This is a genomic window from Lientehia hominis (assembly GCF_021044755.1).
GTDB classification, from domain to species: Bacteria; Bacillota; Clostridia; order Lachnospirales; family Lachnospiraceae; genus Lientehia; species Lientehia hominis.
Genome location: NZ_JAJNOR010000004.1, coordinates 263,628 through 289,763, shown reverse-complemented (window position 1 = coordinate 289,763; position 26,136 = coordinate 263,628). Strand labels below are relative to the sequence as shown.

The 26,136-nt window shown below is 47.8% G+C and carries 25 protein-coding genes; 1 reads left to right on the top strand and 24 read right to left on the bottom strand.

The features are described 5' to 3' along the window. Positions 1 to 63: 63 nt before the first annotated feature. From dhaL to LQE92_RS08050, 5 genes are all read right to left on the bottom strand, one after another. Positions 64 to 708, bottom strand: a complete 645-nt coding sequence (gene dhaL / locus LQE92_RS08070; RefSeq protein ID WP_231062468.1) for a dihydroxyacetone kinase subunit DhaL — start codon at positions 706 to 708, stop codon at positions 64 to 66. A gap of 30 nt (positions 709 to 738) precedes the next feature. Next, the gene (gene dhaK, locus LQE92_RS08065) at positions 739 to 1,737 is read right to left on the bottom strand and encodes a dihydroxyacetone kinase subunit DhaK (RefSeq protein WP_231062467.1); all 999 of its coding nucleotides are present in this window, start codon (positions 1,735 to 1,737) and stop codon (positions 739 to 741) included. 287 nt (positions 1,738 to 2,024) lie between these two features. Then, the gene (locus tag LQE92_RS08060; RefSeq protein ID WP_231062466.1) at positions 2,025 to 2,915 is read right to left on the bottom strand and encodes a YitT family protein; all 891 of its coding nucleotides are present in this window, start codon (positions 2,913 to 2,915) and stop codon (positions 2,025 to 2,027) included. Between the two features lie 122 nt (positions 2,916 to 3,037). Then, positions 3,038 to 3,961 carry an AEC family transporter gene (locus LQE92_RS08055; protein WP_231062465.1) on the bottom strand — a complete coding sequence of 308 codons (924 nt, stop codon included), beginning with the start codon at positions 3,959 to 3,961 and terminating at the stop codon, positions 3,038 to 3,040. Between the two features lie 37 nt (positions 3,962 to 3,998). Then, complete coding sequence (locus LQE92_RS08050) at positions 3,999 to 4,922, bottom strand: AEC family transporter (RefSeq protein ID WP_231062464.1); 924 nt, start codon at positions 4,920 to 4,922, stop codon at positions 3,999 to 4,001. A 243-nt stretch (positions 4,923 to 5,165) separates the two neighbouring features. On the opposite strand from LQE92_RS08050, the gene LQE92_RS08045 reads away from it, so the two are divergent. After that, positions 5,166 to 5,663 carry a flavin reductase family protein gene (locus tag LQE92_RS08045; RefSeq protein WP_231062463.1) on the top strand — a complete coding sequence of 166 codons (498 nt, stop codon included), beginning with the start codon at positions 5,166 to 5,168 and terminating at the stop codon, positions 5,661 to 5,663. A 40-nt stretch (positions 5,664 to 5,703) separates the two neighbouring features. Here the strand turns inward: LQE92_RS08045 and LQE92_RS08040 are convergent, their stop codons facing one another. The 19 genes from LQE92_RS08040 to LQE92_RS07950 form a co-directional block, all read right to left on the bottom strand. Next, on the bottom strand, positions 5,704 to 6,906 hold the full coding sequence (locus tag LQE92_RS08040; protein WP_231062462.1) for a M24 family metallopeptidase: 1,203 nt from the start codon (positions 6,904 to 6,906) through the stop codon (positions 5,704 to 5,706). Between the two features lie 83 nt (positions 6,907 to 6,989). After that, a complete protein-coding gene (locus LQE92_RS08035; RefSeq protein ID WP_231062461.1) occupies positions 6,990 to 7,985 on the bottom strand; it encodes an agmatinase family protein in 996 nt (331 codons plus the stop codon). Positions 7,986 to 8,020: 35 nt separating this feature from the next. Then, the gene (locus LQE92_RS08030) at positions 8,021 to 8,728 is read right to left on the bottom strand and encodes an ABC transporter ATP-binding protein (RefSeq protein WP_231062460.1); all 708 of its coding nucleotides are present in this window, start codon (positions 8,726 to 8,728) and stop codon (positions 8,021 to 8,023) included. After that, the gene (locus tag LQE92_RS08025) at positions 8,715 to 9,506 is read right to left on the bottom strand and encodes an ABC transporter ATP-binding protein (RefSeq protein WP_231062459.1); all 792 of its coding nucleotides are present in this window, start codon (positions 9,504 to 9,506) and stop codon (positions 8,715 to 8,717) included. The genes LQE92_RS08030 and LQE92_RS08025 overlap by 14 nt, the downstream gene beginning before the upstream one ends. Next, a complete protein-coding gene (locus tag LQE92_RS08020) occupies positions 9,506 to 10,486 on the bottom strand; it encodes a branched-chain amino acid ABC transporter permease (RefSeq protein WP_231062458.1) in 981 nt (326 codons plus the stop codon). Before LQE92_RS08020 ends, LQE92_RS08025 begins: the two co-directional genes overlap by 1 nt. Then, positions 10,483 to 11,349 carry a branched-chain amino acid ABC transporter permease gene (locus LQE92_RS08015; protein ID WP_231062457.1) on the bottom strand — a complete coding sequence of 289 codons (867 nt, stop codon included), beginning with the start codon at positions 11,347 to 11,349 and terminating at the stop codon, positions 10,483 to 10,485. Before LQE92_RS08015 ends, LQE92_RS08020 begins: the two co-directional genes overlap by 4 nt. 85 nt (positions 11,350 to 11,434) lie before the next feature. Further along, complete coding sequence (locus LQE92_RS08010; protein ID WP_231062456.1) at positions 11,435 to 12,586, bottom strand: ABC transporter substrate-binding protein; 1,152 nt, start codon at positions 12,584 to 12,586, stop codon at positions 11,435 to 11,437. A gap of 712 nt (positions 12,587 to 13,298) precedes the next feature. Next, positions 13,299 to 14,042 carry an amino acid ABC transporter ATP-binding protein gene (locus tag LQE92_RS08005; protein WP_331001267.1) on the bottom strand — a complete coding sequence of 248 codons (744 nt, stop codon included), beginning with the start codon at positions 14,040 to 14,042 and terminating at the stop codon, positions 13,299 to 13,301. A 24-nt stretch (positions 14,043 to 14,066) separates the two neighbouring features. Continuing rightward, complete coding sequence (locus tag LQE92_RS08000) at positions 14,067 to 14,771, bottom strand: amino acid ABC transporter permease (RefSeq protein ID WP_231062455.1); 705 nt, start codon at positions 14,769 to 14,771, stop codon at positions 14,067 to 14,069. Positions 14,772 to 14,828: 57 nt separating this feature from the next. Beyond that, complete coding sequence (locus LQE92_RS07995) at positions 14,829 to 15,743, bottom strand: ABC transporter substrate-binding protein (protein ID WP_231062454.1); 915 nt, start codon at positions 15,741 to 15,743, stop codon at positions 14,829 to 14,831. Between the two features lie 92 nt (positions 15,744 to 15,835). After that, positions 15,836 to 16,999: a M24 family metallopeptidase gene (locus LQE92_RS07990; RefSeq protein WP_231062453.1), complete on the bottom strand. Its 1,164-nt coding sequence runs from the start codon at positions 16,997 to 16,999 to the stop codon at positions 15,836 to 15,838. A gap of 107 nt (positions 17,000 to 17,106) precedes the next feature. After that, positions 17,107 to 18,471 carry an alanine/glycine:cation symporter family protein gene (locus LQE92_RS07985; RefSeq protein WP_231062452.1) on the bottom strand — a complete coding sequence of 455 codons (1,365 nt, stop codon included), beginning with the start codon at positions 18,469 to 18,471 and terminating at the stop codon, positions 17,107 to 17,109. A 26-nt stretch (positions 18,472 to 18,497) separates the two neighbouring features. Further along, complete coding sequence (locus tag LQE92_RS07980; RefSeq protein ID WP_231062451.1) at positions 18,498 to 19,247, bottom strand: gamma-glutamyl-gamma-aminobutyrate hydrolase family protein; 750 nt, start codon at positions 19,245 to 19,247, stop codon at positions 18,498 to 18,500. Further along, positions 19,244 to 20,650, bottom strand: coding sequence for a sodium:solute symporter family protein (locus LQE92_RS07975; protein ID WP_231062450.1), 1,407 nt, complete (start codon positions 20,648 to 20,650; stop codon positions 19,244 to 19,246). The genes LQE92_RS07980 and LQE92_RS07975 overlap by 4 nt, the downstream gene beginning before the upstream one ends. Before the next feature lie 59 nt (positions 20,651 to 20,709). After that, complete coding sequence (locus LQE92_RS07970) at positions 20,710 to 21,828, bottom strand: mandelate racemase/muconate lactonizing enzyme family protein (protein ID WP_231062449.1); 1,119 nt, start codon at positions 21,826 to 21,828, stop codon at positions 20,710 to 20,712. 12 nt (positions 21,829 to 21,840) lie between these two features. Beyond that, the gene (locus LQE92_RS07965; RefSeq protein WP_231062448.1) at positions 21,841 to 22,986 is read right to left on the bottom strand and encodes a M20 family metallopeptidase; all 1,146 of its coding nucleotides are present in this window, start codon (positions 22,984 to 22,986) and stop codon (positions 21,841 to 21,843) included. Positions 22,987 to 23,244: 258 nt separating this feature from the next. Continuing rightward, positions 23,245 to 23,997, bottom strand: coding sequence for a helix-turn-helix domain-containing protein (locus LQE92_RS14535; RefSeq protein ID WP_231062447.1), 753 nt, complete (start codon positions 23,995 to 23,997; stop codon positions 23,245 to 23,247). A gap of 37 nt (positions 23,998 to 24,034) precedes the next feature. Further along, entirely contained in the window at positions 24,035 to 24,994 is a 960-nt protein-coding gene (locus LQE92_RS07955) for an aminopeptidase (protein WP_231062446.1), read from the bottom strand. Then, positions 24,991 to 26,106 carry an aminotransferase class I/II-fold pyridoxal phosphate-dependent enzyme gene (locus LQE92_RS07950; RefSeq protein ID WP_231062445.1) on the bottom strand — a complete coding sequence of 372 codons (1,116 nt, stop codon included), beginning with the start codon at positions 26,104 to 26,106 and terminating at the stop codon, positions 24,991 to 24,993. The genes LQE92_RS07955 and LQE92_RS07950 overlap by 4 nt, the downstream gene beginning before the upstream one ends. Positions 26,107 to 26,136 lie beyond the last annotated feature (30 nt).

Below are 26,136 nucleotides of genomic sequence, written 5' to 3'. Positions count from 1 at the left end.
TTCAAAAGGCAGCGGTCTTCTTCATACTCTTTCTTATTCAGTTTCGTCTTCTTCCGGTGTCTTTTATGATTTTGACCGGATATAATCCATTAAAATCTCTATTTGATAAGACATTGTCACTGCCCCGGGGTCCAGATGTCCCACACCTTTGTCCGCCTGATAAGTGGCACGTCCTCTCACAGCCTCCATTCCTCTGGTATTTTCAGCCCCATCCAAGGCTGCCTGTTTTACTCTGGTCAAGATTTCCTCTTCCGGCACATTTTCTGCCAGACAGGCTTTATAACATTCTACCGCCGGGTGAAGGCTGTCGATCATAGTCTTCCAGCCCGGCTGCGCGTTTCCCCTGGACATGATCGCATCCAGCATGGCTGTGAGCACGCCGCACAGCTCTTCATTCCCGATTGCTTCTTTTCCCTTCAATACCTTCGCCGCCGCCAGATAAGCGCTTCCGTAGAGGACTCCCGAAGAGCCTCCTATGACAGACATCATCGTCTTTCCGATCTGCTTAAACTGCTCAAAAAGAGACAGGCATTCCAGAGATTCTGAAATCTCATTCAATTTTCCAAATCCACTGTCAATATTTGCCCAATGGTCACCGTCCCCTGTCGCAGCATCCAAATCTGTGATGTATTCTCTGTTTTCATGAATTTTTTTATATACCAGCTTTATATATTCCATATAATCTTTGCTTGTCAGCTGAAAACCCATGGCCATTTCCCTCCTGTTCCACAGCTTCCTTTATATCCGAAACGCAGGCGCTTCACTCGGCGCATCCAACAGTTCCTTTAATTCGTCATCCAGCCTCATCAGTGTCAGGGAACAGCCGGCCATTTCGAGGGCTGTCATATAATTTCCCACAAATGTCCTGTATACTTTGATTCCCTTTTCTTCAAGATATGCCTGTACGTCTCCGTTCAATATATAAAGCTCCATGAGCGGTGTTGCTCCCAGTCCATTCACCATAAGAGCGACTTCTGTTCCTTTCATCTCAATCCCCGACGCTTCATAATCATCCAGAATCTTATCCAGCAGAATCTTTGCGATCTCTCCGGATTCCTTCATTTCTTCTTTGCTGATGCCCGGTTCCCCATGAATCCCCATTCCCACTTCTATTTCATTTTCATTTAAGGTAAATCCCGGCTTCCCCACTGCAGGAATCGTACACGCACTCATGGACATTCCCATACTTCTCAAATATTTGATGGCCTTTTCCGCGGCCGCTTTTACCTCTGGAAGGGAGGCTCCCGCTTCTGCCTTCGCACCGGCGATCTTATGGACGAAGACTGTACCGGCTATTCCCCTGCGCCCAGTGGAATATGTACTGTCTTCCACAGCCACATCATCCTTTACCATGACATAGTCCACCTCAATATCGTCCATTTCTGCAAGATCCGCCGCCATCGTAAAATTCATATAATCGCCGGAATAGTTTTTGATCACCAGAAGCACGCCTTTTCCACCGTTTGCCTGATCGATGCCTTCACGGATCCGTTCCGGATCGGGGGAAGAAAATACATTGCCGGCCACCGCCGCATCCAGCATCCCTTTTCCCACATAGCCCGCATGAGCCGGCTCGTGGCCGCTCCCTCCGCCGGATACCACTCCAACCTTTTCACTTTTTTCTTTTCTGGAGATCACTCCAAGCCCTTTGCTGTGTTTCACCGCCGGATTGGCCAATGCCAGTCCGTGGAGCATTTCTTCTACAACGTCTTCCGGTTTGTTGATAATCTTCTTCAATCCCTCTGTTCTCCTTTCTGTTATTTAGTTCCGATTTCTCTGTCATCTGTCCGATACATTTTTTCCATTTCCGTGTACATCTGCATAGCATAAGTATAACATATTAGCCCATATTATCAATTTATTTTTTACAATTTATCATTTTTCTTTATTATGCCAAAATAATCATTCAATTTTAAGTCTAATTTTATACACCTTGTTTCTGCTGTTTGAATCATATAAAGACAGAAAAAAGTTATGTAAAATAACAAAGAATCCCGCGAACGGGATTCTTTTCCTGTTTTTTGTTATAAATGCTTCTGAAAATTTCCTGCGATATGGCATCCTTCCTGCAGCACTATGAAAGCGTGAGGATCTTTTTCCTTCACCAGCCGTCTCAAGATTGTAGCCTCGTATTTGGAAAGGACAGAATAGACGATCACCGTATCTTTCTCCGTATAACCTCCCACACCTTTCCAGAATGTCGCACTTCGGTTAAACTCCTGGATGATAATATTGCATATGGCTTCCCCGTCAGTCCTGGTGAATATCATCACCTCCACATTGATACTCTGTGTATGCACTTTATCCACTATCATCGCTGCAAAGGTCGCGTATATGATACAATAGATTGCCACTGACACGTCGAACAGCAGGATACAGATTCCGTATATGACGCCATTGATGATCAAAGACAAGCGCCCGACGCTGAACTCCTTGTTCTTTTTCGCCAGATAGATTCCCAAAATGTCCAAACCGCCGCCGCTTCCTCCGGCCTGAAGCGCGATTCCTGATCCTACTCCGCAGATGATGCCTCCTATGATGGCACTGGTCAGCCGTTCTTCCATGATGGGAATCTGCGGAACCGGCAGGACACTCATAAAAAACGTGACACAGACCACATTGATTCCGGTCTTTAAAAGAAACTGTTTTCCAATCTGACGTACAGCCAGAAAGAAAAGAGGCAGGTTCATCAGAAAATAAATCGTTCCGGTAAGATTAAAACCGCCCAGATTAATATGGGCTTTTTCCACCAGAAGAGTTTCTATGATCTGGCTGACTCCCATGACACCGCTGGCATACAGCCGAACCGGCACCACAAACGCATTCATGCCAAAGGAATAGATCAAAGCCCCTATCACACAGAGCATATATTTTGTCCACTGTTTTCTCTGCAAATACACATCTACACTTTTCATATTTTCCCCTCATTAAAAACGGCAGGACCAGGCCTTTCCTGTTGAATTGTATCACTTGTATCTCAATTAGAGCTTTTTGTCAAGCCTTTTTTCAAAAAATGGGAAGAAAAACATTTGTCCTATTATATTAACGCCGCTACCAACGGAACTGTAAAGAGTGTCAATACCGTCGTAATGGTAACTCCTCTGGAACAGACGGCAGAATCCATGCCTGCGGTCTCCGCCGCCATAGCTGCCATATTCCCCACCGGCATCGCGAGCATCACTGCCGTCACACCGCGTATGGTCCGGTCCGCCGGAATCAGCCTCATGAAAAGGACGCAGATTACAGGGACTGCCAAAAGCTTAAGAATAGAAAACAGATAAATCCTCCAGTCCAGGAATATAGTCCTCCAGTCATTCTGCGCCAGAGACACCCCAATGGCCAGGAGGGCCATCGGCACGCAGGCATCTCCCAGATAACTGATGGGACCGCTTATAAAGAACGGAACCGGAGTACGGAAGACGGTAAGAAGTAATGTGATGACGCAGGCTGCCATACCGGAATTTAAGAGACTTTTCGGAGAAAAACCTCTTCCTGCCCTTCCGGAAGCCCGGTCTACCAGCATCATTCCATAGGTATAGAAAAAACAATTATATTCCAGTACAAAAATCGATACGTAGATCACCGCAGCTTCACCGTAGATCGCCTGTGTGACCGGAATCCCAATGAAACCTAAATTTGAAAAGACCGTCATTAAATTATACAGTCTCTTTTCTTCCCGGTCTCTTCCGAATACAGCTCCCAGGACCCATCCAAGACCGATCAGCAGCACGAACATAAAAAAAGCAAATACTCCTGCCAGAGACAGTTCCTTTCCCGTCACACTGCCCCGGTCTCCCATGGCGCTGGCAAGCATGATGGCCGGATTCAGTACTTTTACGATAAGTCCTGAAATCTGCTTTCCTGTATCTTTTCCCAGTATACCCAATTTATAAGTCAGATACCCCACTAATATCAGAATCAATAGTACCAGCATTTTCTGGAACACAATTCCAGCATCCATCTTTTTTCCTCCCAGCTCCTGTCACTGATGCCGGTCCTTATACCATGGCGGCCACCATGGGAACCGTGACCAACGTCATGATAGTCGAGACCATGATCCCTCTGGCGCAGACGCTGCCGTCCATCCCCACGCTCTCCGCCGCTATGACTGCCATATTTCCTACCGGCATGGCCAGCATTACTGCCGTCACGCCCAATATCGTTTCATCTATCGGCAGAAATCTCAGCAAAAAGACACAGGCTACGGGGATCACCACCAGCTTCAATATGGAATAGACATACACCTTCCAGTCCAAAAAAATCGATTTCCAGTCATTTTGTGCCAGTGAAATGCCGACGGTCAGCAGCGCTATCGGAACGCTTGCACTCCCCAAATACTCTACCGGCCCGCTGATAAAAAACGGCAGCCGAAACTTTGTGACCGTCAGAAGCAGAGTCAGCAGGCAAGAGACCACTCCTGGATTCCAAAGACTTTTCAGAGAAAATCCTTTATCTCTCACTCCCGCCGCCTTATCGACCAGCATCATCCCATATGTATAAAAGCAACAGCTATATCCCAAATTGAATACAGACGCATAAATCACCGCCTTGTCTCCGTAAAGCGCCTTGACCACCGGAATGCCGATAAAGGCCAAATTGGAAAACACGGTCATCATATTATACATGAGTTTCTCTTCTTTTGTCTTTCCGAACAGGGCCCCAAAAGGAATCCCAAGGACGATTAAGAACGCAAACATCAAAATGGTGAAAGCCGCTACGATCAGAAGCTCTTTTCCCGTTACGTTTCCCTTATCTCCCATGGCACTGGAAAGCAGAAGCGCCGGATTCAAGACCTTTATCATGAGGCTGGATATCTGCCGGCTCGTCTCCTTTCCGATAATTCCCAGCCTGTATACCAGGCAGCCGGCAAATATCATGATCAACAAAACAAGCATTTTTTGAAATACGATTCCTGCATCCATCCCTCTTACCCCTTTTATTACAGATTCCGGCGGCTGCCAAAATCCGGCAGCCGCCAATTCTATTTTATCACCCTGAGGGCCACCCTGTTTATAAGGATACAACTACTTTTTCCTTTTCTCTTGTGTCCCCGTCACAAACTGTCTCAATATGAAACCAGGTATAGCCGCCCTTTCTGTATTATGGTATAATATGTGTAACATAATGCTGTGCAAACTAAGAAATACAGAACAGGAGGAGCTATTATGAAATCGATCAATCCGGAGGAACTCGCCAGAAACCCTTTCCAGATGATAGGGAAGGACTGGCTTCTTTTGACAGCGAAAAAAGGGGACAAAGTAAACACCATGACCGCTTCCTGGGGCGGCGTCGGCATCATGTGGGGAAAGCCCGCCGCCTTTATTTTTATCCGTCCCACCCGTTATACGAAAGAATTCGTAGATGCAGGGACCAAGCTTTCCATATCCGTGCTGGACGATGCTCACAGAAAGACACTTTCCTACTTCGGCACCGTATCTGGACGGGATGAAGACAAGATCGCCAAATCCGGTCTGAAATTGGAAGAGGAAGACGGCGTTCCTTACTTTGCCGATGCAGACATTGCCTTTATCTGTGAAAAGCTCTATTCCCAGCCCATGGACGCCAAATATATGACAGCCGGCTGGATAGATGAAAAATGGTATCCATCTAAGGACTACCACACCATGTATGTGGTTGAAATAGAAAAAGCCATGGTAAAATAGAACAAAGGGCCGGACGATCAAGTCCGGCCCTTTGCATATCTCATCCTATCAGGATAAGCCCGTCCTCCGTCTTATCCAGATATTCATACCCGTCCTTCGTGACGGCCAATGTATGTTCCAGCTGTACGCCGCCCCAACCCAGCTCATAGTAGGGGGTCTCTACACAGAACGTCATCTGCTCCTCCACCACATCCTCACTTCCCGGAGCGATGGAATACAGATCATACATCTCAAGGCCAATCCCATGTCCACAATGATGCCTGCGGTAATGGGGGATTCCGGCGCTTCTTACCGTTTCCACCGCCGTCTCAAAAACATCACCGCATAAAGCCCCAGGCCTCATCTTTTCCGCGGCTGCCAGACAGCCTTCCCGCACCGCCCGGTAATAAAGGGCAACCTTTTCATCCGGTTCTCCGACATAGGCCGTACGGGCCAGATCCGAACAATATCCATCCAGAAAACAGCCAAAATCAAACCGTACCATTTCTCCCGGCAGAATCTTTCTCGTCCTGTCACTTACGGTATCCGAATAAGCCGCCCGTTTTCCGGCGGTTATCACTCCATAGCACGGAATCGCCCCTCTCTTTGTAAGCTCCAGATTGTAATCTCTGTACATCTCATATTCTGTCATACCCGGACGGAACCGTGACAGCATCTCCATCAAAGCTTCCGACGCAGTCACCGCCGCTTTCCGGATTCCCATGATCTCATCCGGATGCTTGATGCGCCTGGCTTCCTTGAATATGACATTTCCTCCGGCAAAACGGTATTCTGGCAGTTCCCTTTTCACGGCATCCAGAAGACTTGGAAATATGCGCCCTTCATCCACGGCGACCACCGCTCCCGGTTTCCCATGGGCCTTCACGGCTGCCGCCCACGCTTCTGCCGTTGTCTCATATGCCTGCCTCTGATAAATCATGACCCTCTCTGCAAAACCATCCTTACAAGCCTCTTCCTTTTCAAAGCAAAACCGGCCGCCAGACACATAAACCTCTGCCGAGAGCCCGGCAAATTCAAAAACCGTTGGCAGCTCCGAATATCCGACCACGTAAAACAGCGCATTCTCTTCCGGCACATATCCGACTGCGCATTCCGCATGCTGGATGGCAGACTGCATGACGCTCACATAGCCTCCTGTCAGGTAAGACAAATTTGACGGCATCGTCGCCACGAGAATATCCGCTCCGGCATCCTCCATGGCTTTTTTGATTCGTTTCATCCGGAAATCCTGTAATCCATCCATATTTCGTCTCCTCCTTATGGATACACAAAGGAAGAAGGGGCAGACACCCCTTCTATCCATGTTTATATTTTTGGTTTTCTCCCCTAACGAAACTCAAAAATCCTCGGCTTCAGGAAGTTAATCAAGGTACTGGCTGCCAGTCGGGTAGTCGATCCTGTCGTATCACAGGGAGGAGATACCTCTACCATGTCAACGCCTCCTATGATGGGAGTCCTGCCAAGAATGGAACCGATCTCCAGAAGTTCTACGGAGGTGATCCCTCCAAAGACATAACATCCTGTGCCGCAGCCAAAGGCATTGTCCAGTACATCGATGTCAATGGTCACATAGACTGTGTCGCAGTCCTTGGATGCAATGGCAATAGCCCGTTCCATAATATCCGAGATTCCTTCCCTGCGGATATCATCAATCGTATACAAGGTCGCTCCGCCGTTCACAGCGTAGTCATAGCCTTCCACACCTGTAGTCCCGTTCAGGCCCACAAACACCATATTTTTGAGATCCACACTCTCAAATTCACTGATCCGTCTCGCGGGAGAACCCTGATAATATTTCCCCCAGGTATCGTTTTCATCATACATATCCATATGGGAATCCACATGGATGTAACCGATCTTTACAGGACGGCCCATTCGTTTTTTAAAGCCGTCTTCAAATCCCTTTACCACGGGATACGCCACATAATGGTCGCCGCCCAGGGTCACAGGTGTTGCTCCCTTCTCTACGATCTTACTGATCGTGGAAGCCACACTGTCGGTAGTCTTGCAGACATCTGTAGGATATACCCGTATATCTCCGATATCTTTTACGATCTCTTTCGGCGGAGCCAGCATTCTTTTTTTTGTACACACATCAATCACTTCTCCGTCTATGGCGCAGAGATGATAGATAAAGTGCCTCGTCTCTTCCCGAATGGCATTCGGCGCATATCTCGGGCCGGGCCTGGTACCGATAGTCACATCATAAGGAACGCCGGAGATCACGTAATCTCCCTCTTTTATTTCATCCAGCTTCACATACGGAGCCCGAAGGAACGTATTGATGCCGCAAAAAGACGGATATAAAATTCTTTCATCCATAGGTCATTATTCCCCCTGTTCAGATTGGACGATCATTATGAAACGCCCAGATAGGTCTTCTGGATGGTATCATCCTTCAGAAGGTCTGCCGAATCCGCGGACATCTGGATATTTCCTGTTTCGATCACATAAGCTCTGTTGGAAATTTCCAGAGCCAGGTTCGCATTCTGCTCCACCAGAAGAATCGGAATGCCAAGCTTTGCAATATCCAAAACGGTATCGCCGATCACGTCTACGATCTGAGGCGCAAGTCCAAGAGAAGGTTCATCCAGCAGCAAAAGCTTCGGAGACGCCATCATGGCACGTCCTACCGCCAGCATCTGCTGTTCGCCGCCTGACAAGGTGCCGCCGTACTGATTGATTCTCTCTTTCAGCTTAGGGAATACCTGCATTACCCGTTCCAGGTTATTCGACACTTCAGTCTTGCTCTTTATGGAAAATGACCCCATCAAAAGATTCTCGCGAACGGTCAGTTTCGTGAATATCTTTCTTCCTTCCGGCACATGGATGAGACCCATTTGTACTATCTTATGAACAGGTTTTCCCACAATGGATTCGCCCTGGAAAAGGATATCGCCCTTAGCCGGCTTCTGAAGCCCGGAAATACTGCGGAGAGTCGTCGTCTTTCCCGCACCGTTATTCCCGACCAGAGCCACTACTTCATTTTCTCTTACCTCCAGGCTGATACCATGAAGGGCCGTAATACTTCCATACCGAACCGTCAGGTTTTTAATCTCCAACATGATAGCCCACCGCCTTTCTCTTGGTTCCCAGATATGCTTCGATGACCTTAGGATTCGCCTGAATCTCTTCCGGAGAACCGGCCGCCAGCCATTCACCCTGAGCCAGAACCGTAATGGTATCGCTCAGCTTCATTACAAAACGCATATCATGCTCGATTAACATGACGGTTTTCTTAAGCTTCTTGTTGATATCCAGAATCAGCTCGGAAAGCTGGGCTTTTTCTGCAGTATTCATGCCAGCGCAAGGCTCGTCAAACAGAAGCATTTCCGCACCGGTAGCCAGGGTCCTCGCAATCTCCAGCTTCCTCTGATGTCCGTAAGGGAGATTTTTCGCTTTTTCGCCTGCCAAATCTCCCAGCCCTACGAACTCCAGGGCTTCCATGGAACTCTCTCTGCTTTCGTTTTCTTCACGCCTGCAGCGGGGAGAAATGAAAAGTTCATCAAAAAGGTTTTGTTTCATGTTATGATGGCAGCCCAGCTGTACGTTTTCCAAAACGGTCATTTCCTGAAGGAGACGAATATTCTGGAAGGTCCTGGAAAGCCCTTTCTCAACATATTTATATGCGGGCAGTCCCTGAACTTCTTCCCCCCGGAAGAGCACCTTTCCCGCCGTGGGGACTAAAAATCCGGTCATTACATTAAAAAGTGTCGTCTTGCCTGCGCCGTTGGGGCCGATCAAGGCCGAAATCTTTCCTTCTTCCGCCTGCAGGGAAACATCATTCAGAGCCTTAAGGCCGCCGAAAAACATGTTAATGTGTTGTGCCTCTAACAATGCCATTATGCCTTACCTCCCTCTTCTGATGTCTGCTTCCTGTGGAACAGTCCCCTTATTTTTGAAGTGAGCATGGGGACCCATCCGCGTTCGTTGGCAATTACACCGATTACCATAACTGCACCGATGAAGATCATACGATAGGTCTGGGCAAAACGGAAGATTTCCGGCGCAATGGTAAGGATAAAAGCACCGATTACCGGCCCAAGCAGCGAACCGGCGCCGCCCAGGATAACCATACAGAGTACGGTGGTGGAATCCGCCACGGTGAAGGTATCCGGACTGATAAAGGATACGTAGTGTGCAAAAATAGTTCCGGCCATACCTGCCATACATGCGGAAAGGACATACGCCCCTACCTTATAAAATGTGATATTTACGCCCAGGGAACGGGCTACCGTCTCATCATATTTGATGGCAAATAAAGCTCGCCCCACTCTGGTGCCCATAAGACGCTTGCTCATATACATGCAGAGAATGAGGAGCGCCAGGCCATAATAAATATAAGAAACGGTGGAGAAGCTGTAGCTTCCGATCTCTGCCGCGTCAATGCCGCTGATTCCCATAGGCCCGTTGGTAAGAGACACCCAGTTAAGCTCTATGATCCTGACTACCTGCCCGAATCCTGTGGTGACCAACGCAAGGAAAACACCTTTCAGTCTCAGGGTCGGAGCGCCAAGGATAAATCCAAATACCATGGCCACGAGACCTCCGGCAAAAAATGTCAGATAAAAAGGAAGACCATATCTTGTATTTAAAATAGCTGCTGCATATGCACCGATACCGAAGAAGGTAGCATGTGCCAGGTTTGACAATCCGGTCATACCCACTGCAATGTTAAGGCTGGACGCAAGGATACCAAACATCATACACATTAAAATGATATGTACGTGATATGTATTGCGGATTACCAAAGGTGCCAGGATTCCCAGGACGGCAATAACAATGATAGAATGTCTTTTTAATAAACCATATACCTTTTTCAATCCTTGACAACCTCCTTTCCTAAAATGCCAGAAGGCTTAAAGATAAGGATGAGAATCATCACGACAAATGCAACACCTTCTCTGACCTGAGTATTCAGCACGGTGCCAGCTATGCTCTCGATGAGTCCCATCATGATACCACCCAGCATGGCGCCGGGTATACTTCCGGATCCGCCCAGAACGGCAGCCGCAAATGCCTTGTTTCCGATGGAAGTACCCATCATCGGATAAACCTGCGCATAGTACATACCCATCAAGATGGAGGAAACTGCACCGAGAGCAGAACCGATGGCAAAGGTCAGAGAAATTGTTGCGTTTACGTTGATTCCCATAAGGCCCGCTGTATCCTGGTCCATGGAAATGGCGCGGATGCTTCTGCCGCTCTTGGTATAATGGATAAACAGCTGAAGAGAAACCATCAGGATGATGGACACGATCAAAACTAAAATATGAATAGAATTGATCGTAATGCCCGCAAAATTCCAGGATGCAACACTTATAACCTTAAATTCATGGGGCTGCGTACCGAAAATCAGCTGAATCGCTGTCTGCACGATATAAGAAAAACCTACCGAAACCGTAATCATGGCCAGCTTCGGAGCTGTACGGATGGGTTTATACCCGACTCTCTCTATAATTACGCCGACAACCGATGTGATGATGATACCAAAAATACAGGCCGGAATCACTGCGAATCCCATCCTGGCTATGGCGAACCAAGCCAAGTAAGCGCCCAGCAGGGACACTTCGCCATGAGCGAAATTGATAAAGGAAAGAGTTCCGAATATCAAGGTATAGCCGAGGGCCAGTAATGCGTACAACACGCCCAGGGTCAAACCGTTAATTAATTGTTGTGCTATCAAAGTTTCTGCCTCCTTTGACCGTAAGATACAGGGCAGGCAGGGGATGCACCCCTGCCCGTCCTCTTAGCGGATGCTTTACGTCTTATTATTTGTACGCTGCAAATGCGCCGTCCTTAATCTGTACTGCAACCAGCGGAATCTTCACATCACCGTTTTCATCAAAGGAAAGAGAACCAACAACGGTTTCAAAATCCTTCAGGTTGGCCAGATACTTCTGGATATCTTCGCGGGTCTCCGCACCGTCTTCAATCGCTGCCTTCAGCATATAGATAGCCGCATATGCACAGGGAGACGTAGGATCTTCTGTCCTTTCACCATTGGCAGAATATTTATCATTGTATTTGTCAAAGAATTCTTTTGCTTTCTCGGGTACATTGTCAGGATCGAAATAGGAATCGCCTACCATCCCTTCTACCGCATCACCGCCGAGGCTGATAACAGAAGGATTGTATGTACCGGTTGCGGAGATAAACGGAGTATAACCCTGCTGTACGCACTGTTTCGCGAAAGCCGCCAGCTCTGTCTCGTCCGCGATGGCAAATACGGCTTCACATCCGGTATCTACCATTTTTGTAATGACGGTATTGAAATCGATGGTCTCACCCAGCAGATAACCTTCTGCTACAAGGGGTTCAATGTCTTCTTCTTTCAGACGTTCTTTTGCAACTTCCAGAGCTCCCTGGCCGAAGTCGTCGTTCTGATAGATGATGCCAATCTTCTTATAACCCGCGTCAATGATAACATTTAAGTCGAAGGTAGCACGGTAAACGTCGGAGTTCCATACACGGAAGGTATAGTCACCGGCCGTACTCACCTTGGGAGAACTGGAACCGACTGCGATATGTACCAAGCCCTCTTTATTGTAAATAGGGGCACCCGACAAAGTACATGAGCTGTTGTATCCGGCGATACATGCAATAATGTCTTTATCAGCTACAAACAGCTTTGCAACGTTGGCGGCTTCCTTGGGGTCAGCCTTGTCATCCATAGATACCAGTTCAATCTTCTTGCCTTTTACACCGCCGGCCTCATTAATCTCTTCTACTGCCAGCTCCGCGCCGTTGAATACACGTCCGCCCAGTTCTGCCGAACCTCCGGTCATGGGTACGCCCACGCCGATCTTGATAGTCTCGCTGCCGCTGACTGAAGATTCTGCTTCTTTCTTCTTCCCGCATCCGGCAAACAGTCCTGCAACTACCACCACTGTCATAACACATGCAACAAACCGTTTCTTCATGTTTCTCCCTCCATTTTCTTTTTTACTTTTATATGTTTGAACATCCTCTAGTAACACCATTTTGTGGATTGTAGGTTGTCTACAATCTACTTTTTTAAAAAAACAGCCACTTTAGAATAATTTTGACGAATCCTAAGATGACTGTTTTCTTTCATTTGAGCACAATAACGACGATATTCAAAAACATATTTACTTTTTATAGTGAAAGCATACAATAGTTTCCACTCGATGTCAATCTTTTCTGAACAAAAAGCCTCAAAAAAATATTAATCAAAATAAAAAGTAAAATTATGAAATTCCAGCCTATCATCACTCAGCAGATTCGTCTAAAATTAAACTATTCATTTGTCTTTTAAAATATGTCACTTCATTATCCGTCATCATGAAAAATAAGCTTCATTTCATCCCTCCTCTTAAAATAAACCCGAACGATTCGTTCTATAGTCTTAGACCTTCCTTATTATAGAAAAGAGACGCCGTTGAATTCGCTCAACGACGTCTCTGTCTATTCTCTGTCAATTAATATTATGTTATTGATAAGTATAGTTTATCAATTATAAAGGCATTTGTCAAATACATATTGTCTATAAGCTTATATCACCGAGGTTATATCTGATAATTTTGTCAATTTATCCAATCATTCTGTATAATCATTGCTGTGTCAAAAAAGAAAAGTCTATTCCCTCTTCAAGAATAAACTTTTCTTTTTCTCTTAGTTGTATTGCTCCAGCTGACTTAAGAACTGCTTTATCCTGGGATTCTCCGCTGCTGACATGGTCAATTTCTTTGCCGGCATATCTGAGATGATGGTCCCCTGGTCCATAAATATCACACGGTCTCCTACTCTCCTGGCAAACTCCATTTCGTGGGTAACGATCACGACAGTCATCCCGTCCTTTACCAGTTCCACGACAATATCAAGCACCTCTACTGTCATTTCCGGATCAAGGGCAGAGGTCGGTTCATCAAAGAACATCAGCTTCGGATTCATGGCCAGCGCCCTGGCTATGGCAATCCTCTGCTGCTGCCCGCCCGATAATTCCTGGGGATAATAGTCCGCCCTTTCAGATAAATGAATAGTTTCCAAGAGCTCCATGGCCTTTTCCTTTGCTCTTTCCTTACTTTCTTTATGGACCAGCACAGGAGCCAGCATGATATTTTCCAGCGCAGTCAAGTGCTCAAATAAATCAAAGGACTGGAATATCATGCCGATCTCTGTCCTATCATATGCCCCTTTTTCCTGTATCGGCACACCCTTATAAACGACGCTGCCCGCATCTGCCTTTTCTAATCCGGAAATACTTCGGAGAAGGGTGGACTTCCCGGATCCAGATGGTCCGATGATGACGACCTTTTCTCCCTGCCGGATATTCACCGACACATCTTTCAATACTTGTGTCCCATTATAAGATTTCTCAATATGGTCCGCTTTCAGCATAATCATTCCTTTTTCCATGGCCTTTCCTCCTTATCTCCGATACTATGCCTGACTCTCCTGGCTTAAAACAGCGACGGGCTTCGCCGCCGTTTTCTCCTTCCGGGTGATATCCATATTCCTTTCGATCAGCCCGAGAATTGCGGTGAAAATTGCAGAAAATGCCAGATAATAAATGGACGCCGCCGCCAATGCGGATACATAGTCAAAGTTGGACGCCGCTGACTGTGAAGCCCTTCTCAGCAGATCCCCAAAACCGATCACCGATGCCATGGCAGAGGTCTTCAGCATACCGATAAATTGATTCCCGGTGGGAGGAACAATGACTCTAAGTGCCTGGGGAAGCGTGATGTGGCACATGATCTGAAGTCTGCTCATCCCCAGCACATGACCCGCGCGCTGCTGTCCTTTGCTCACAGAAGCCAGACCGGATCGAATAATTTCGGACATGTAGGCCGATTCATTCAGCGTAAGTGCAAGAATGGCTGTCTGAAATCCGCTCAAGCGGATTCCCCACTGGGGCAGAACATTAAAAGCAAAAATCAGTTGTACCATGACAGGAATCCCACGGAATATCCAAACATAACCTCTGACCAGCCAAACAAGAGGCTTTACTCTGGATCGTCTCGTCAAAGCAATAAGGAATCCCAGAAGAATCGCCAAAGTCTGAGAACATAGTGTGACCTTGAGCGTATTAAGCGCTCCATCGATGAACATCGGGGATACCAGATAGTTCAATATTTTATCCATATTATCAGCTCCTATTCAAAGAAAATATTTAAAAAACAGATACGGTTTCGTTCAGAGTCACTTAAAGTAGCTCAGTTCTTCCGGCAGATTGTATTTCTTCATCAGCTCTGCATATGTCCCGTTTTCAACCAGTCTTTGAAGCGCCGTCTCCACCGCCTCCTTCATTTCAGTATCGCCTTTTCTAACGGCGATGCCGATCTCTGTATCATTGTCAAAAGTAGTCACTGCATCAAATACGCCAGGTTCTTCTTCCTGGAGGTATGCCGCGCTGGGAGAAGAATAGATCATACAGTCTGCCTGAGAGTTTCTCACTGCCAGTACCGCGTCATTGCTGGTAGGAAGGGAAAGGATATTAATCGCCTCTTTTCCCTCTGATTGAAACTGCTCATTGAGCTCATTGCATTTCATTTCTTCCACTGCTCCTGCCGTCACGGCTACCGTTTTTCCCGGCAGATCATCCGGTCCGGCAATTCCCAGTTCCTCGGCAGTACCCGTACGGACCAGAATAGTATCACCGAGGGTCAGGTAGCGGACAAAATCCACCTGTTCCTCTCTTTCCGGTTTAATGTACATAGCGGAATTGATGATATCGCAGCGTCCTCCCTTAAGAGCATTGATCAGTCCGTCAAAGGTCATATCCATAATCTCCGCTTCCAGCCCCATCTCCTTTGCCAGAGCCTCACCCATCTCAATATCAAAACCGGCATAATCCTCATCCTTCATATACTCAAAGGGCGGGAAAGTAGCGGCCACTGCGTAGGTGAGCGTTCCTTTTTTCACCAGATTGGAGGGTGCTGCCGAAGTTTCTGTCTCTTTTGTGTTCGTGTCTGACGCTGTTGTTTCCACGGCCGTAGTTTTGTCTGCTGTGTTTCTGCTTGCCGCAGTTTCATTCGCTTTTTTCGTTCCGCATCCACCGAGCATACTCAAAATCATCAATGCTGTTAAACAAACTGCTAATCCTCTTCTTTTCATAATCATTCTCCTTTCTTTAAACAACATAAAAGGCGCCATTGGATTTTCCAATGACGCCTTCGTCCTGTCTCGAGCATAAGTCTGTTTTAATGTCAATCTATCACTAAAAGTTCGCGTTTTGTATTTCCAAGGACCTTGCATCCTGTTTCTGTCACCAGCACGGTCTCACTGAAACCCACACCGTAAGCATCCAGTTCCCGGAGCGCCGGAGGCATATGGAATACCATGCCCGGCTGAAGAAGACGCTTATCTCCTTTTTGGAGACTCATGATATGGCCCTCGCCCCAGTCAGGAGCAAATGCGATCCCCAGGGAATAACCGGTACGTTTCCGGTAATTTTCGTATAATCCTGCCCTTTCGATGACACCGCAGCAGGCAGCATCCACGTATTCGGAAGTCACGCCCGGCTTGATCGCGTCAATCGCCGCGTTTAAAGCTTCGATACATACTTTTGTCCATTCCGTGATAAGCGGAGAAGGTTTTCCAAGATGAACGGTCCTCATCAGAGCTCCATTATACCGATTCACCGTGGCTGCCAACTCTAAAAGCACCGATTCACCGCTTTGAATAATTCTTTCACCCCAGGAGGAGTGCATCGCACCTGCTCTGGGTCCGGAAGCCACATAAGGCTCCGTGCCATAATACTCGCTGCCCTGCAGGCACATCTCTGAGAAAAATGCCGCTGCTACTTCTTTTTCCTTATTTCCGGGACGTACCTTTTCCATCCCCTTTGCCATCGCCATATCCGCAATGCGGCAGCATTCCTCTATGTATTCGATCTCCTTAGGGGATTTAATCATCCTCGCCTCTTCCACCGTTCCGGAAGCATCTGTAATCTGCGCCCCTGCAAGCTTTTCCTTAAGTCCCAGGAAGTTTTTCGTCGTGAGAAACCAGGAAGTGAACTCCACTCCGACGCATCCTCCTTTAAAACCCTTTTCAAGTATGACGTCCACCGTCTTCTGAAGCGGATCGTCTGTATCGTCATAAGCTACTAAGCCGCCGCCCTCCAGCCAGGAATAGACACTCGCGTTTCCGACCTCACCTCTGCGGAGGACCAGTGTCATCTCTCCTTCCATGGGAAGGACCAAACACATATACATATAATAACCCGGTGATTTATGCCCTGTCAAATAGAATATATTTTCCGGAGTGTTCACAAGGAGCATATCCAGTCTCTGTTCCGCCATCGATGCCTTTACTTTCTGAACCCTGGCCTGAAACTCATTCATTGAAAATCCGATTTCTTTCTGACTCATATCGCGCCTCCTTAAAGACATTCGTATATATTATTAAATTGCTATTTATTGTAGTGATTCAGTCGATCTGTGTATTGTAAAAAACGGACATGTTTCCTGAACTCTCTTTATTTTCGATGCTGACCATGACCATAATACTCCTTGGTCAGCTCTCTCACCTCCTTGGAAAGTGCCAGTACCACCGGTACATTGATCAGGATGACAAGCGCCAGGAACAGATCCGATAAGCCCCAGATCTCTTCCAGCCCTCCAACAGCCCCGAATATGGCTCCAGACAGACTTAACGTGCCGCAGACTAAAATGATGATCTTCCGCTTTACATTTTTGAAAACATACCCCATGGCATTCTGGAATAGGAAATTGTTGTTGATGGATGTCGTATAGCCAAACATCACCACGCCGAAGCATACGATGGCGTGACCAAGCCATTTTCCCGGAAGGCCGGTGGAAAATGCGAGACTCGTGAGAGCAAGCCCCTTTTCACCGCTTCCATACACGCCTGTAAACATAATGACCAGCGCGGTCGCCGTACATACAACACATGTATCAATAAACACTTCGAAAATACCCCACATTCCCTGCTTTGCCGGATGTGTTGTGATCGCCTGGCCGTGGATGACTGCTCCCAGACCTACGCCGCCGTCATTGGAATAAATGCCGCGGGCAAATCCCTGGCGCATGGAGAGCACTACTGTGGATCCTGCAAATCCTCCCAGTGCAGCGCTTCCGGTAAACGCGCTGGATATGATAGTTCCAAAAACGCCCGGCAGTTTATTGATATTCATAAGAATGATCACAAGAGAAGCCAGGAAATACACGATAGTCATGAAAGGGACCAGAACATCGGCTACCTTCACAAGCCTTTTCAGCCCGCCATAGACTACAAGGCTCATCAGAACCGCCAGGACAATGCCTGTGATCAAAGGCTTTACATTCAGCATCGTACTCATGGCTGCCGCTATTGTATTGGACTGTACAAAAGCCATGACAAAATATCCCAGACCGAAAAGAACCGCATAAGTCACGGCCAGCCAGCCCCATTTGCTTCCCAAACCCTTCAGAATATAGTACATCGGTCCCGAATTATATTCGCCTGTCTCTTTATTGAGTTCCCGGTACTTTACGCCCAAAACAATCTCACTGTATTTTGTCACCATGGAAAACAATGCGACGATCCACATCCAGAATACTGCTCCCGGGCCTCCGATGCCGATCGCCAGACCTACGCCGGCGATATTTCCTGTGCCGATAGTGCCGCTCATGGCTGCCATAGCCAGCTTAAACGGCTTCATGACACCTTCGCCCTCTTCTTCTTTCTTAAAAATACTGCCAAAGGTAGTCCGGAGCATATACCCAAATCTGCGAAACTGGATCGCTCCTGTCCGTACGGTCAGCACTACGGCTGTCAGAAGTATGATGATGATCAATGGCCATCCCCATAAAAAGTCACTTATCTTGATAAAAATCCCCATATCCTCCTCCTTCTGAAATCCCGATTTTACTTCATTCCTTCTCTGGCCAATTCCACAAACCGTTCAAACAGCTTCCGATGTTCCTCTCTTTCCTTGAAGAGACATTCTGGATGCCACTGCACACCAATCCGTTTTCCGGGTTCATCTTCAATGGCCTCAATGACTCCGTCCCGGCTCCTCGCGGCCACCCTGTAGCCCTCGCCTGGTCTTTCGATGGCCATATGGTGAAAACTGTTGACATCCACCGGCTCTTTCGTTCCATAGACCAATGCCAATTGTGTATTCTCTTCTATCCAGACCTGATGGAGGATATAATCCGTCGGCACGACCGGAGAACTGTGCACCACACTCTCATCCAGAATATCCGGCAGATGTTTGATCATGCTACCGCCAGCGGCCGCGTTCATGAGCTGCATTCCCCTGCAAAGCCCCAATATCGGTTTATCCAGCGCTTTCATCGCCTTTATGTAATAAATATCGCTTTTGTCCTTCTTTACACAGAATACTCCGCTGTGCCCGTTCACCGGGACACCGCTGGCTTCCGGTGAAAGATCCTGCCCCACCGGCACCACGAGCCCGTCTATTCTTCTGCACACTTCCATAGCCTGCTCTTCCCCGCAGACAAGCGGCAATCCTACGGCCATCCCGCCTCCCGCTCTGATTCCATCTATGGTCTCCATCGGAGTATCCGCTATCATCATGTCGGGAAGTCCTCCCGACATAATGCAGTCGATATCATGGATCAGATCCATGGGAACACCAATCATAGGCTTCATAAGTCATTACCTCCTTCTTTGTTCTTCCAGATCAGAGATCCGACTATACAGACAAGGATGCAGCTTCCGAAGGAAAATACTGTACCTCCTGCCGGAATACCGGACAAAGCCGGAACCTTAAGGGTGATAAACCCTACTGCCGCTCCGAGGATCATCCCGGCCGCCAGACACTTCGCGTTGGCCTTCTTCTTCATCAAAGCTGCCGTCATGACCGCTCCGGCCAAAGGACCTGCGCCTAATGTATAACTCATGCCGAAAAGCGCGATCATCCAGGAACCGCCGGTCGCCCAATAGAGCGCCAATATTCCAAAGATCCCGGATACGATGATTCCCACTCTGAGCACCTTTTTATCATCCGCTTTCGGATTGATGAACTTCGAATATAGGTCATGGGTAATCGTAAGGGAGATAGAATTCAGCATGGAATCTGCCGTGGACATGGTCGCCATCATGATACACACCGTATAGATCAAAGCCACCCACTGGGGCATGTAATTATTGAGGAACCAAGGCCATACCTTATCATTGATCAGATCATCCGGCGCTCCCAGCCTGAGGACTGCCATACCTACAAACGCAGTCAAAACGGCAAAGAAGATTGTCGCGATTCCGGTCACCACCAGGCCCTGTTTCGCCACCCGGTCTGTCTTGGCCGAATAGATCCTCTGATAGCTGGACTGAAGCCCCATGCCGGACACCAGGCCGGATACGATCCAAAGGGGTATCGTATACCCAGGCATCCCCTGTACCGTCATCGGATTCATCATATGAGCCTCCACACCGGAAGTGATACCGCCAAAGCCTCCGGCATAATAAATGGCAAATGGAACCGTACCAGCAAAGATCAGCAGCAGCAAGATCCACTGCAGGGTATCTGTATACGCCACAGCCAGATATCCGCCCACTGTGGAATAGAGGATCACGACGCCTCCGATTACCAGCACTCCCACCAGATACGGGACTCCGATCGTCTCCAGCATACGGGCTGCCGCCGTCGTCTGGGCGGTCACCCAAGTGATCGGTACGATCAGACAGACAAGAGCAGATACAATGCTCAGGAATTTATTGTGATACAGGCTGTCAAACCAATCCGGCAGAGAGATAAAGCTGTTTCCTCTTCTCATGGCTTTTACCATGACGACCGCCATAAAGAAAAACCCCAATGCCTGCGGCGCGCCGTACCAAGCCGCACCCACTCCATACCGGTACCCCATCCCGATCCATCCGAGTGTCATGCCTCCGCCTACGAAGGTAGCGCACTGCGTGCTGATTGTGACGAGAGGACCGAGGCTTCTTCCGCCCACATAGTAATCATCTGAAGTCTTTATCCGTTTTGACGCCCACAGCCCGACTGTCAGCATCACTGCGCCCATACACAGTACCAGAATCAATCCTAATGTCATACTCTTTCCCTCCTGTTATAATTTTCTTTACCTGCATTGTCTTTCGTTTCATTACTTTCTTAAATTACTGAGAATACTTTCTTGAGCATTTCTTCTCTGACTGTCACCCCGAGTCCGGGGCCATCCGGTACTTCCACCACACTTCCGTGCACTGCGAGGCCGCTCGCGGCATCCTCTTTGATCCTCACATGCCCGTGTACCTCAAACAGCTCCGTATCCGCCACGGCTCCACATTGAACGGCGGCGGCCACCGCCATCATTCCCTCATCCATCCCTCCTATCATGAACTCGATTTCATGGGCTTTAGCCAGATTCACAAGCCGGACCGCATTGTAAATGCCTCCGCATTTGATCAGCTTGATATGGATACCGTCCACCGCCCCCATCTCAATATAGCGCGCCAAGTCTTCCACCGTAGCCACACACTCGTCTCCGAAAAGCTTCATCGGACAGTTTTCCTTTAATTCCTTCAGACGGATGGGTGAATTATAACGTACCGGCTGTTCCGCGATGGTGACGCCATATCCCGCTAAACGGTTCAAATTTTGAATGGCTTCTCTCGTATTCCAGGCCTGGTTCGCGTCCACACTGTAGACCACTTCATTCTGTACCCCTTTGCTCCGTATCACATCCCAAACCGCGCTCACCCGTTCTTCATCATAGCGGAAATGCTTTCCTCCAACCCGTACCTTGATAAAACGGCCGCCGCCGTCCAGAATCTCCTCCGCTCTTTTTTCCGCTTCTTTGACCGTCATAAAAGGAATGTTCTCTTCTGACGGCAGTCTGTCGTGAAGTTTCCCCCCCAGCAATTCATATACCGGCTTTCCAGCCAGTTTTCCGGCCAGATCATATGCCGCACAGTCACAGGCTGCTTTTGCGGCTGTATTGCCGACAAGGCTTCTCTCGATGATCTGGTGAAGCATATTCAGATTTTCTGCCTCCTGTCCAACCATTTTAGGCGCGATGGACGAGCAGATCGTGGATACCACCGCTCCTGTGGTATCTCCAGTAAAATAAGAGCAGTTTCCTCTGACTTCTCCAAATCCCACTGTCTCGTCTTCTGCTTCAAGTTTTACGTAGACTCCCTCCAGATTTGTCACCAGCCCCGAAGACGCATGACGAAAGGGTATTTTCAGCGGATGAAGGCAGGTATATACAGAAACATTCTTGATTTTCATACCATTCCCCCTTCAGCTCAAAAGCACCCGAATCACCTGTTCATCCACCCTGCATGCCATTTCCAGCTCCTTGTATTCCACATATTCGTTCGGCTTATGACAGTAATTGATATTACCCGGTCCGATTATGACAGTGGGAATCCCCTTTCTCATCAGATGATTCATGTCTGTATTGCAGATTACCCCATAAGGCGTCTGCTTTACTCCGGTCACCTTTTCACACGCTTCATAAGCAATCCGTGCTATCTCGCTGTCAGGCTTCACCTCGGATGCCGGTCCTGTAGTTACCAGATAACGGTCTATCTCTACTCTGGACCCTGGGAATTCGGCTTCCGCATCGGAACAGATTTTTTCAATCGTCTTTATGATTTCCTTTTCATCTTCTCCCGGTATCATCCTGCGGTCTATAACAAGTTCACACCAATCCGGCAACATGTTCTCCTTCGTTCCCGCCTTCAGCAATGTGATGGAAATGGAAGGCTTTCCAGTGGAAGGATGGGTAATCTTATGAAGCTCTGCCTGAATATCGTCTACCAGCTTGGAAATATACGCTGCAACTCTAACCGAGCTGATTCCCAGTTCCGGCGCGGAAGAATGAGCCGTCCGTCCATGGATTACCAGCACGGGCCGTATACTTCCGTTGTGCCCCAGTCCAATCCGGCAGTTAGTAGGCTCTCCCACAATTCCGAAATCGGCCGACAGCTCCGTATGGTCCACCAGATACCTGGCCCCCTTGCTGTAGGTCTCCTCGTCCACCACAGCTGTAACTATGATGTTTCCGCTTGTACTACCCGGATTTTCCAGTATATGCTTTGTGGCGATCAAAAGTGCGGTCAAGCAGCCTTTTGCATCAGTTGCCCCTCTGCCGAAAGCACGGTCTTCTCCTCTTGTCAGCTTGTAGGGCTCCGTATCCCAGCCGTCTGCTGCGGGAACCACATCCATGTGGGAATTCAGCACAACTGTCTTACCTCCCTTTCCAATGCTGGCCCTAGCAATAACATTAAATCTCCCTTTTTCCACTTCTTGTTTCTCCACTTCCATGCCCAGGCTTTCTGCATATCGAGCCACCAGTTCTCCCATTTTCTCTTCATGCCCTTCCGTGCTGGGTATTTCGACCATTTGACCCAAAAGTTCCAGTGCTTCTTCCAATATTTCCATAATTCCAGCCCCTCCCTCTTGTTTTTTGTATTTATGATTATTTCGACATTCTTATTACAATATTTATGATTTCATTTTATAAAACCAGCAGTAAAACATATTGTAAAAAAAGGACCAAAATACTTTATTTTCTTAAGAAACAACCGGAAAAACTTGTACAATGTTCAAAAAATACGATTATAAAAACAAAAAAAGCCGCCGCTTGACTTTTTATTCAGCCATGCGGCGGTTCTTTTCTTATTATTTTTTTACAAAACCCTATACAAAGGACCAATCTTCTTTATCGTATGACTTAGGAGTCAGCAGCGTGTACCTTTTGAATTCACGGATGAAATGTGACTGGTCATAGTAACCCAGATTTTCATAGATAAAATCCCTGTCTTTCATTTCTATTCCATAAATCGCCTGCTGGATTCTCACGATACCGGAATACTGTTTAATGGGCATACCGAGATTACGGCGGAAAACTTGATTGGTATAGTGCTGGCTGTACCCCAGCATATCAGCCAGCTCCGAAATCGTCAGATTCCCCATCTTCTCCGCCACGTCCTCCACAATAAACCTGGTAATGGAATTTACCCGGTTCTTCCCGAATACGGAATCACGTTCCAGAAAATAAATCAGCTTCTGTTCGAAGGTTTCCATTGTTTCCACTTCTTTTTCCATGAATGAGATGTCTTTATATTTATTTACCGGACAATTATTATTGATGATATGGCCGATGTCGTTCAAGAACACCTCCGGCACGACTCCTGCGTTGAATTTTATGCCAAAGCACTGTTCATGGTTGCTCACCAGAGACGGTTTTCCCATCAATGCGCTTCCAATCAGTCTTGCCTGGCATTTTCCGTCCTTCCATAGAAACCAAATATTCACGCAGCCGTCGGGGATGGATAATATCTTTTCCTGCAGCGGATTCCTGATTTCATAAAACTTGTTTATCAGTTCATGCTCCAGCCGTACTTCCCGGTACGTTGTGCGCGTACCGGTGCAAAAGGTCTTAAACTCCACTGTGCCACCTCCTGCCATCCATAAGCTGTCTGTGGAATTACTGCAGCTTGCCGTCCTTTATCACATAATGGCCGTCCACAATGCAGGTGGGCTCTTTCATGATCAAATCAATATGTACCGGCGTATCGCAGGTTCCGCCATAGGATAAGTTGTTTCCGATACCAATATGCATAGTACCCAGAACGCCTTCATCCTCCAGCATACGTCCGCTCAAGGTACCGGCAGGATTCAGGCCAAAGCCTACCTCCGCCGCCAGATATACCCGCTCATCGTGGAAACCCGCCAGTGTATCACGAAGGATATCCGCTTCTTTTCCGCCTTCAATGGAGGTGATGTATCCCTTTTCCACCTTGATCGTGATCGGCTCTTTGATGACTCCCAATCCGGGAAGAGGAATACTTCCGTCGATCACCAAAACGCCTTCGGCTGAATCGTCCGCAGGTCCTACAGCACACTCTGCGTCAGGCGGGGAAGAAGCCTCGCCCTTATCTCTGGATACACCGTATCCCACGTCTGCATGTCTTCCCACGATGGAAGTCCGGAAATCGGTACCGGCCGGTGTCGTAATGGACAGCTCTTTTCCTACGATCTTCGTCTTGGTCTCATCCACGAGTCTGCGGACTTCTCCCCAATCCGTAAACAGGCAGCCTTCCTCCAGCATTCCCATGGAGTAATCCGCCATGTTCACAAAACGAGATCCGGCCTCGCAGGCCTCGATTCTAGCCGAACTGTTATACAGCGAAAATGTGGTCGCAGAAAACATCACGTCAGATTCCTTCATAGCCGCCGCGACTGCGTCAGTGGGAGCTTCCCCGTGAGTAGAACGGTCAGGCATGCATACCATCGTGGTATCCGTAAATGCGGACGCGCACTTATACATCGCCTCGCCAATCTCTTTGCTGGTATCGTCGGTGATCACAAGAACTCTTTCTCCTTTTTTCACTGCCCCACAGGTATGGAGCAGAATCTCACAGCCCTTCATTGCCTTCTCGCTCATCTCTGCCTCCTAAAATATTTTTTTATTGTATTTACTACAAACGACATTTCTTCTTCTCCGTAACGCTGGTCACATTGAAGCATGACGTTGTGGTCCGATAAATATTTTGCGTCTTCCCCCGGAACATAATATTCCTCCGGAAGAATCCACTGGATCTCTCCGATAATACCGTTGTCCGCCAGATACCGATAGAATTCCTGCCGTTTCTCTACCAGAACAACAAACCCGAAAGGAACATACTTACCTTCTTTATCCAAAGGCCCTCCGGCCAGTTCCAGGCCCTCCACATCCTTCAGCTGATGATAAAGATACGTATAATTCTCCCTGCGTTTCCTCATGGATTCTTCATGATCCATATTGAACAGAATGCGGCTGGTGAGCTCCGTCATCCCTCTGGGTGTAAAATCCAGATAACGGGCTTTATTAGCTTCCTTTTCCAGCTGCAGATAATAAGAGATATCCTTTCCTGGATGGTTATCATAATAATCACGCATGATGGAAATCAGCAGTTGCTTATATACCGCCTCATCATAAGCGTTCTCAAGCGGCACCATGGGACAGTCCACTCCGTCCTTTACCGCCAGAATCCCGCCGTCTGTAACCGGCATCCATTTTCTCGTGCTGGCTACCAGGTAATCCCCGAACCCAATCCGGCCCGCTTCCTTTGTATAAAGTGTCTGGGTCAGATCCTCTACGATCACCAGATGATTCTCCTCGCTGATGCGGAGCATCTCATCCACAACCGCTTTTGGCTGCGGCACGCCGAAATAATGGATCACATACAGAACCTTCACCTTGTCATCCACCTTACTCCGCAAGTCCTCCATGTCCGCCGTCAAATCCTTCTTCACCCGGTAAAAACGAAACTGCGCTTTACACACTTCTAGAGAATTGATAACAGATACGCAAAGATAATCCGGCAGAAGAATCACGTCCTCCTCTGTAAGATGCAGGGCGTTCAAAAATATATAAGAAGACGCCGTGCGTCCGTTACCCGTATAGACCTTTCTGTTATATTTCCCTTCTGTATCACACCGGAGCTCCAGATCCTCCTTCTCCGGATCTTTTTGCAGAAGCTCCGGATCTACGTGGTAAAATCCACCGATCAACATGGTCTCCCTCCTTACTTTCCAAAGCACAGG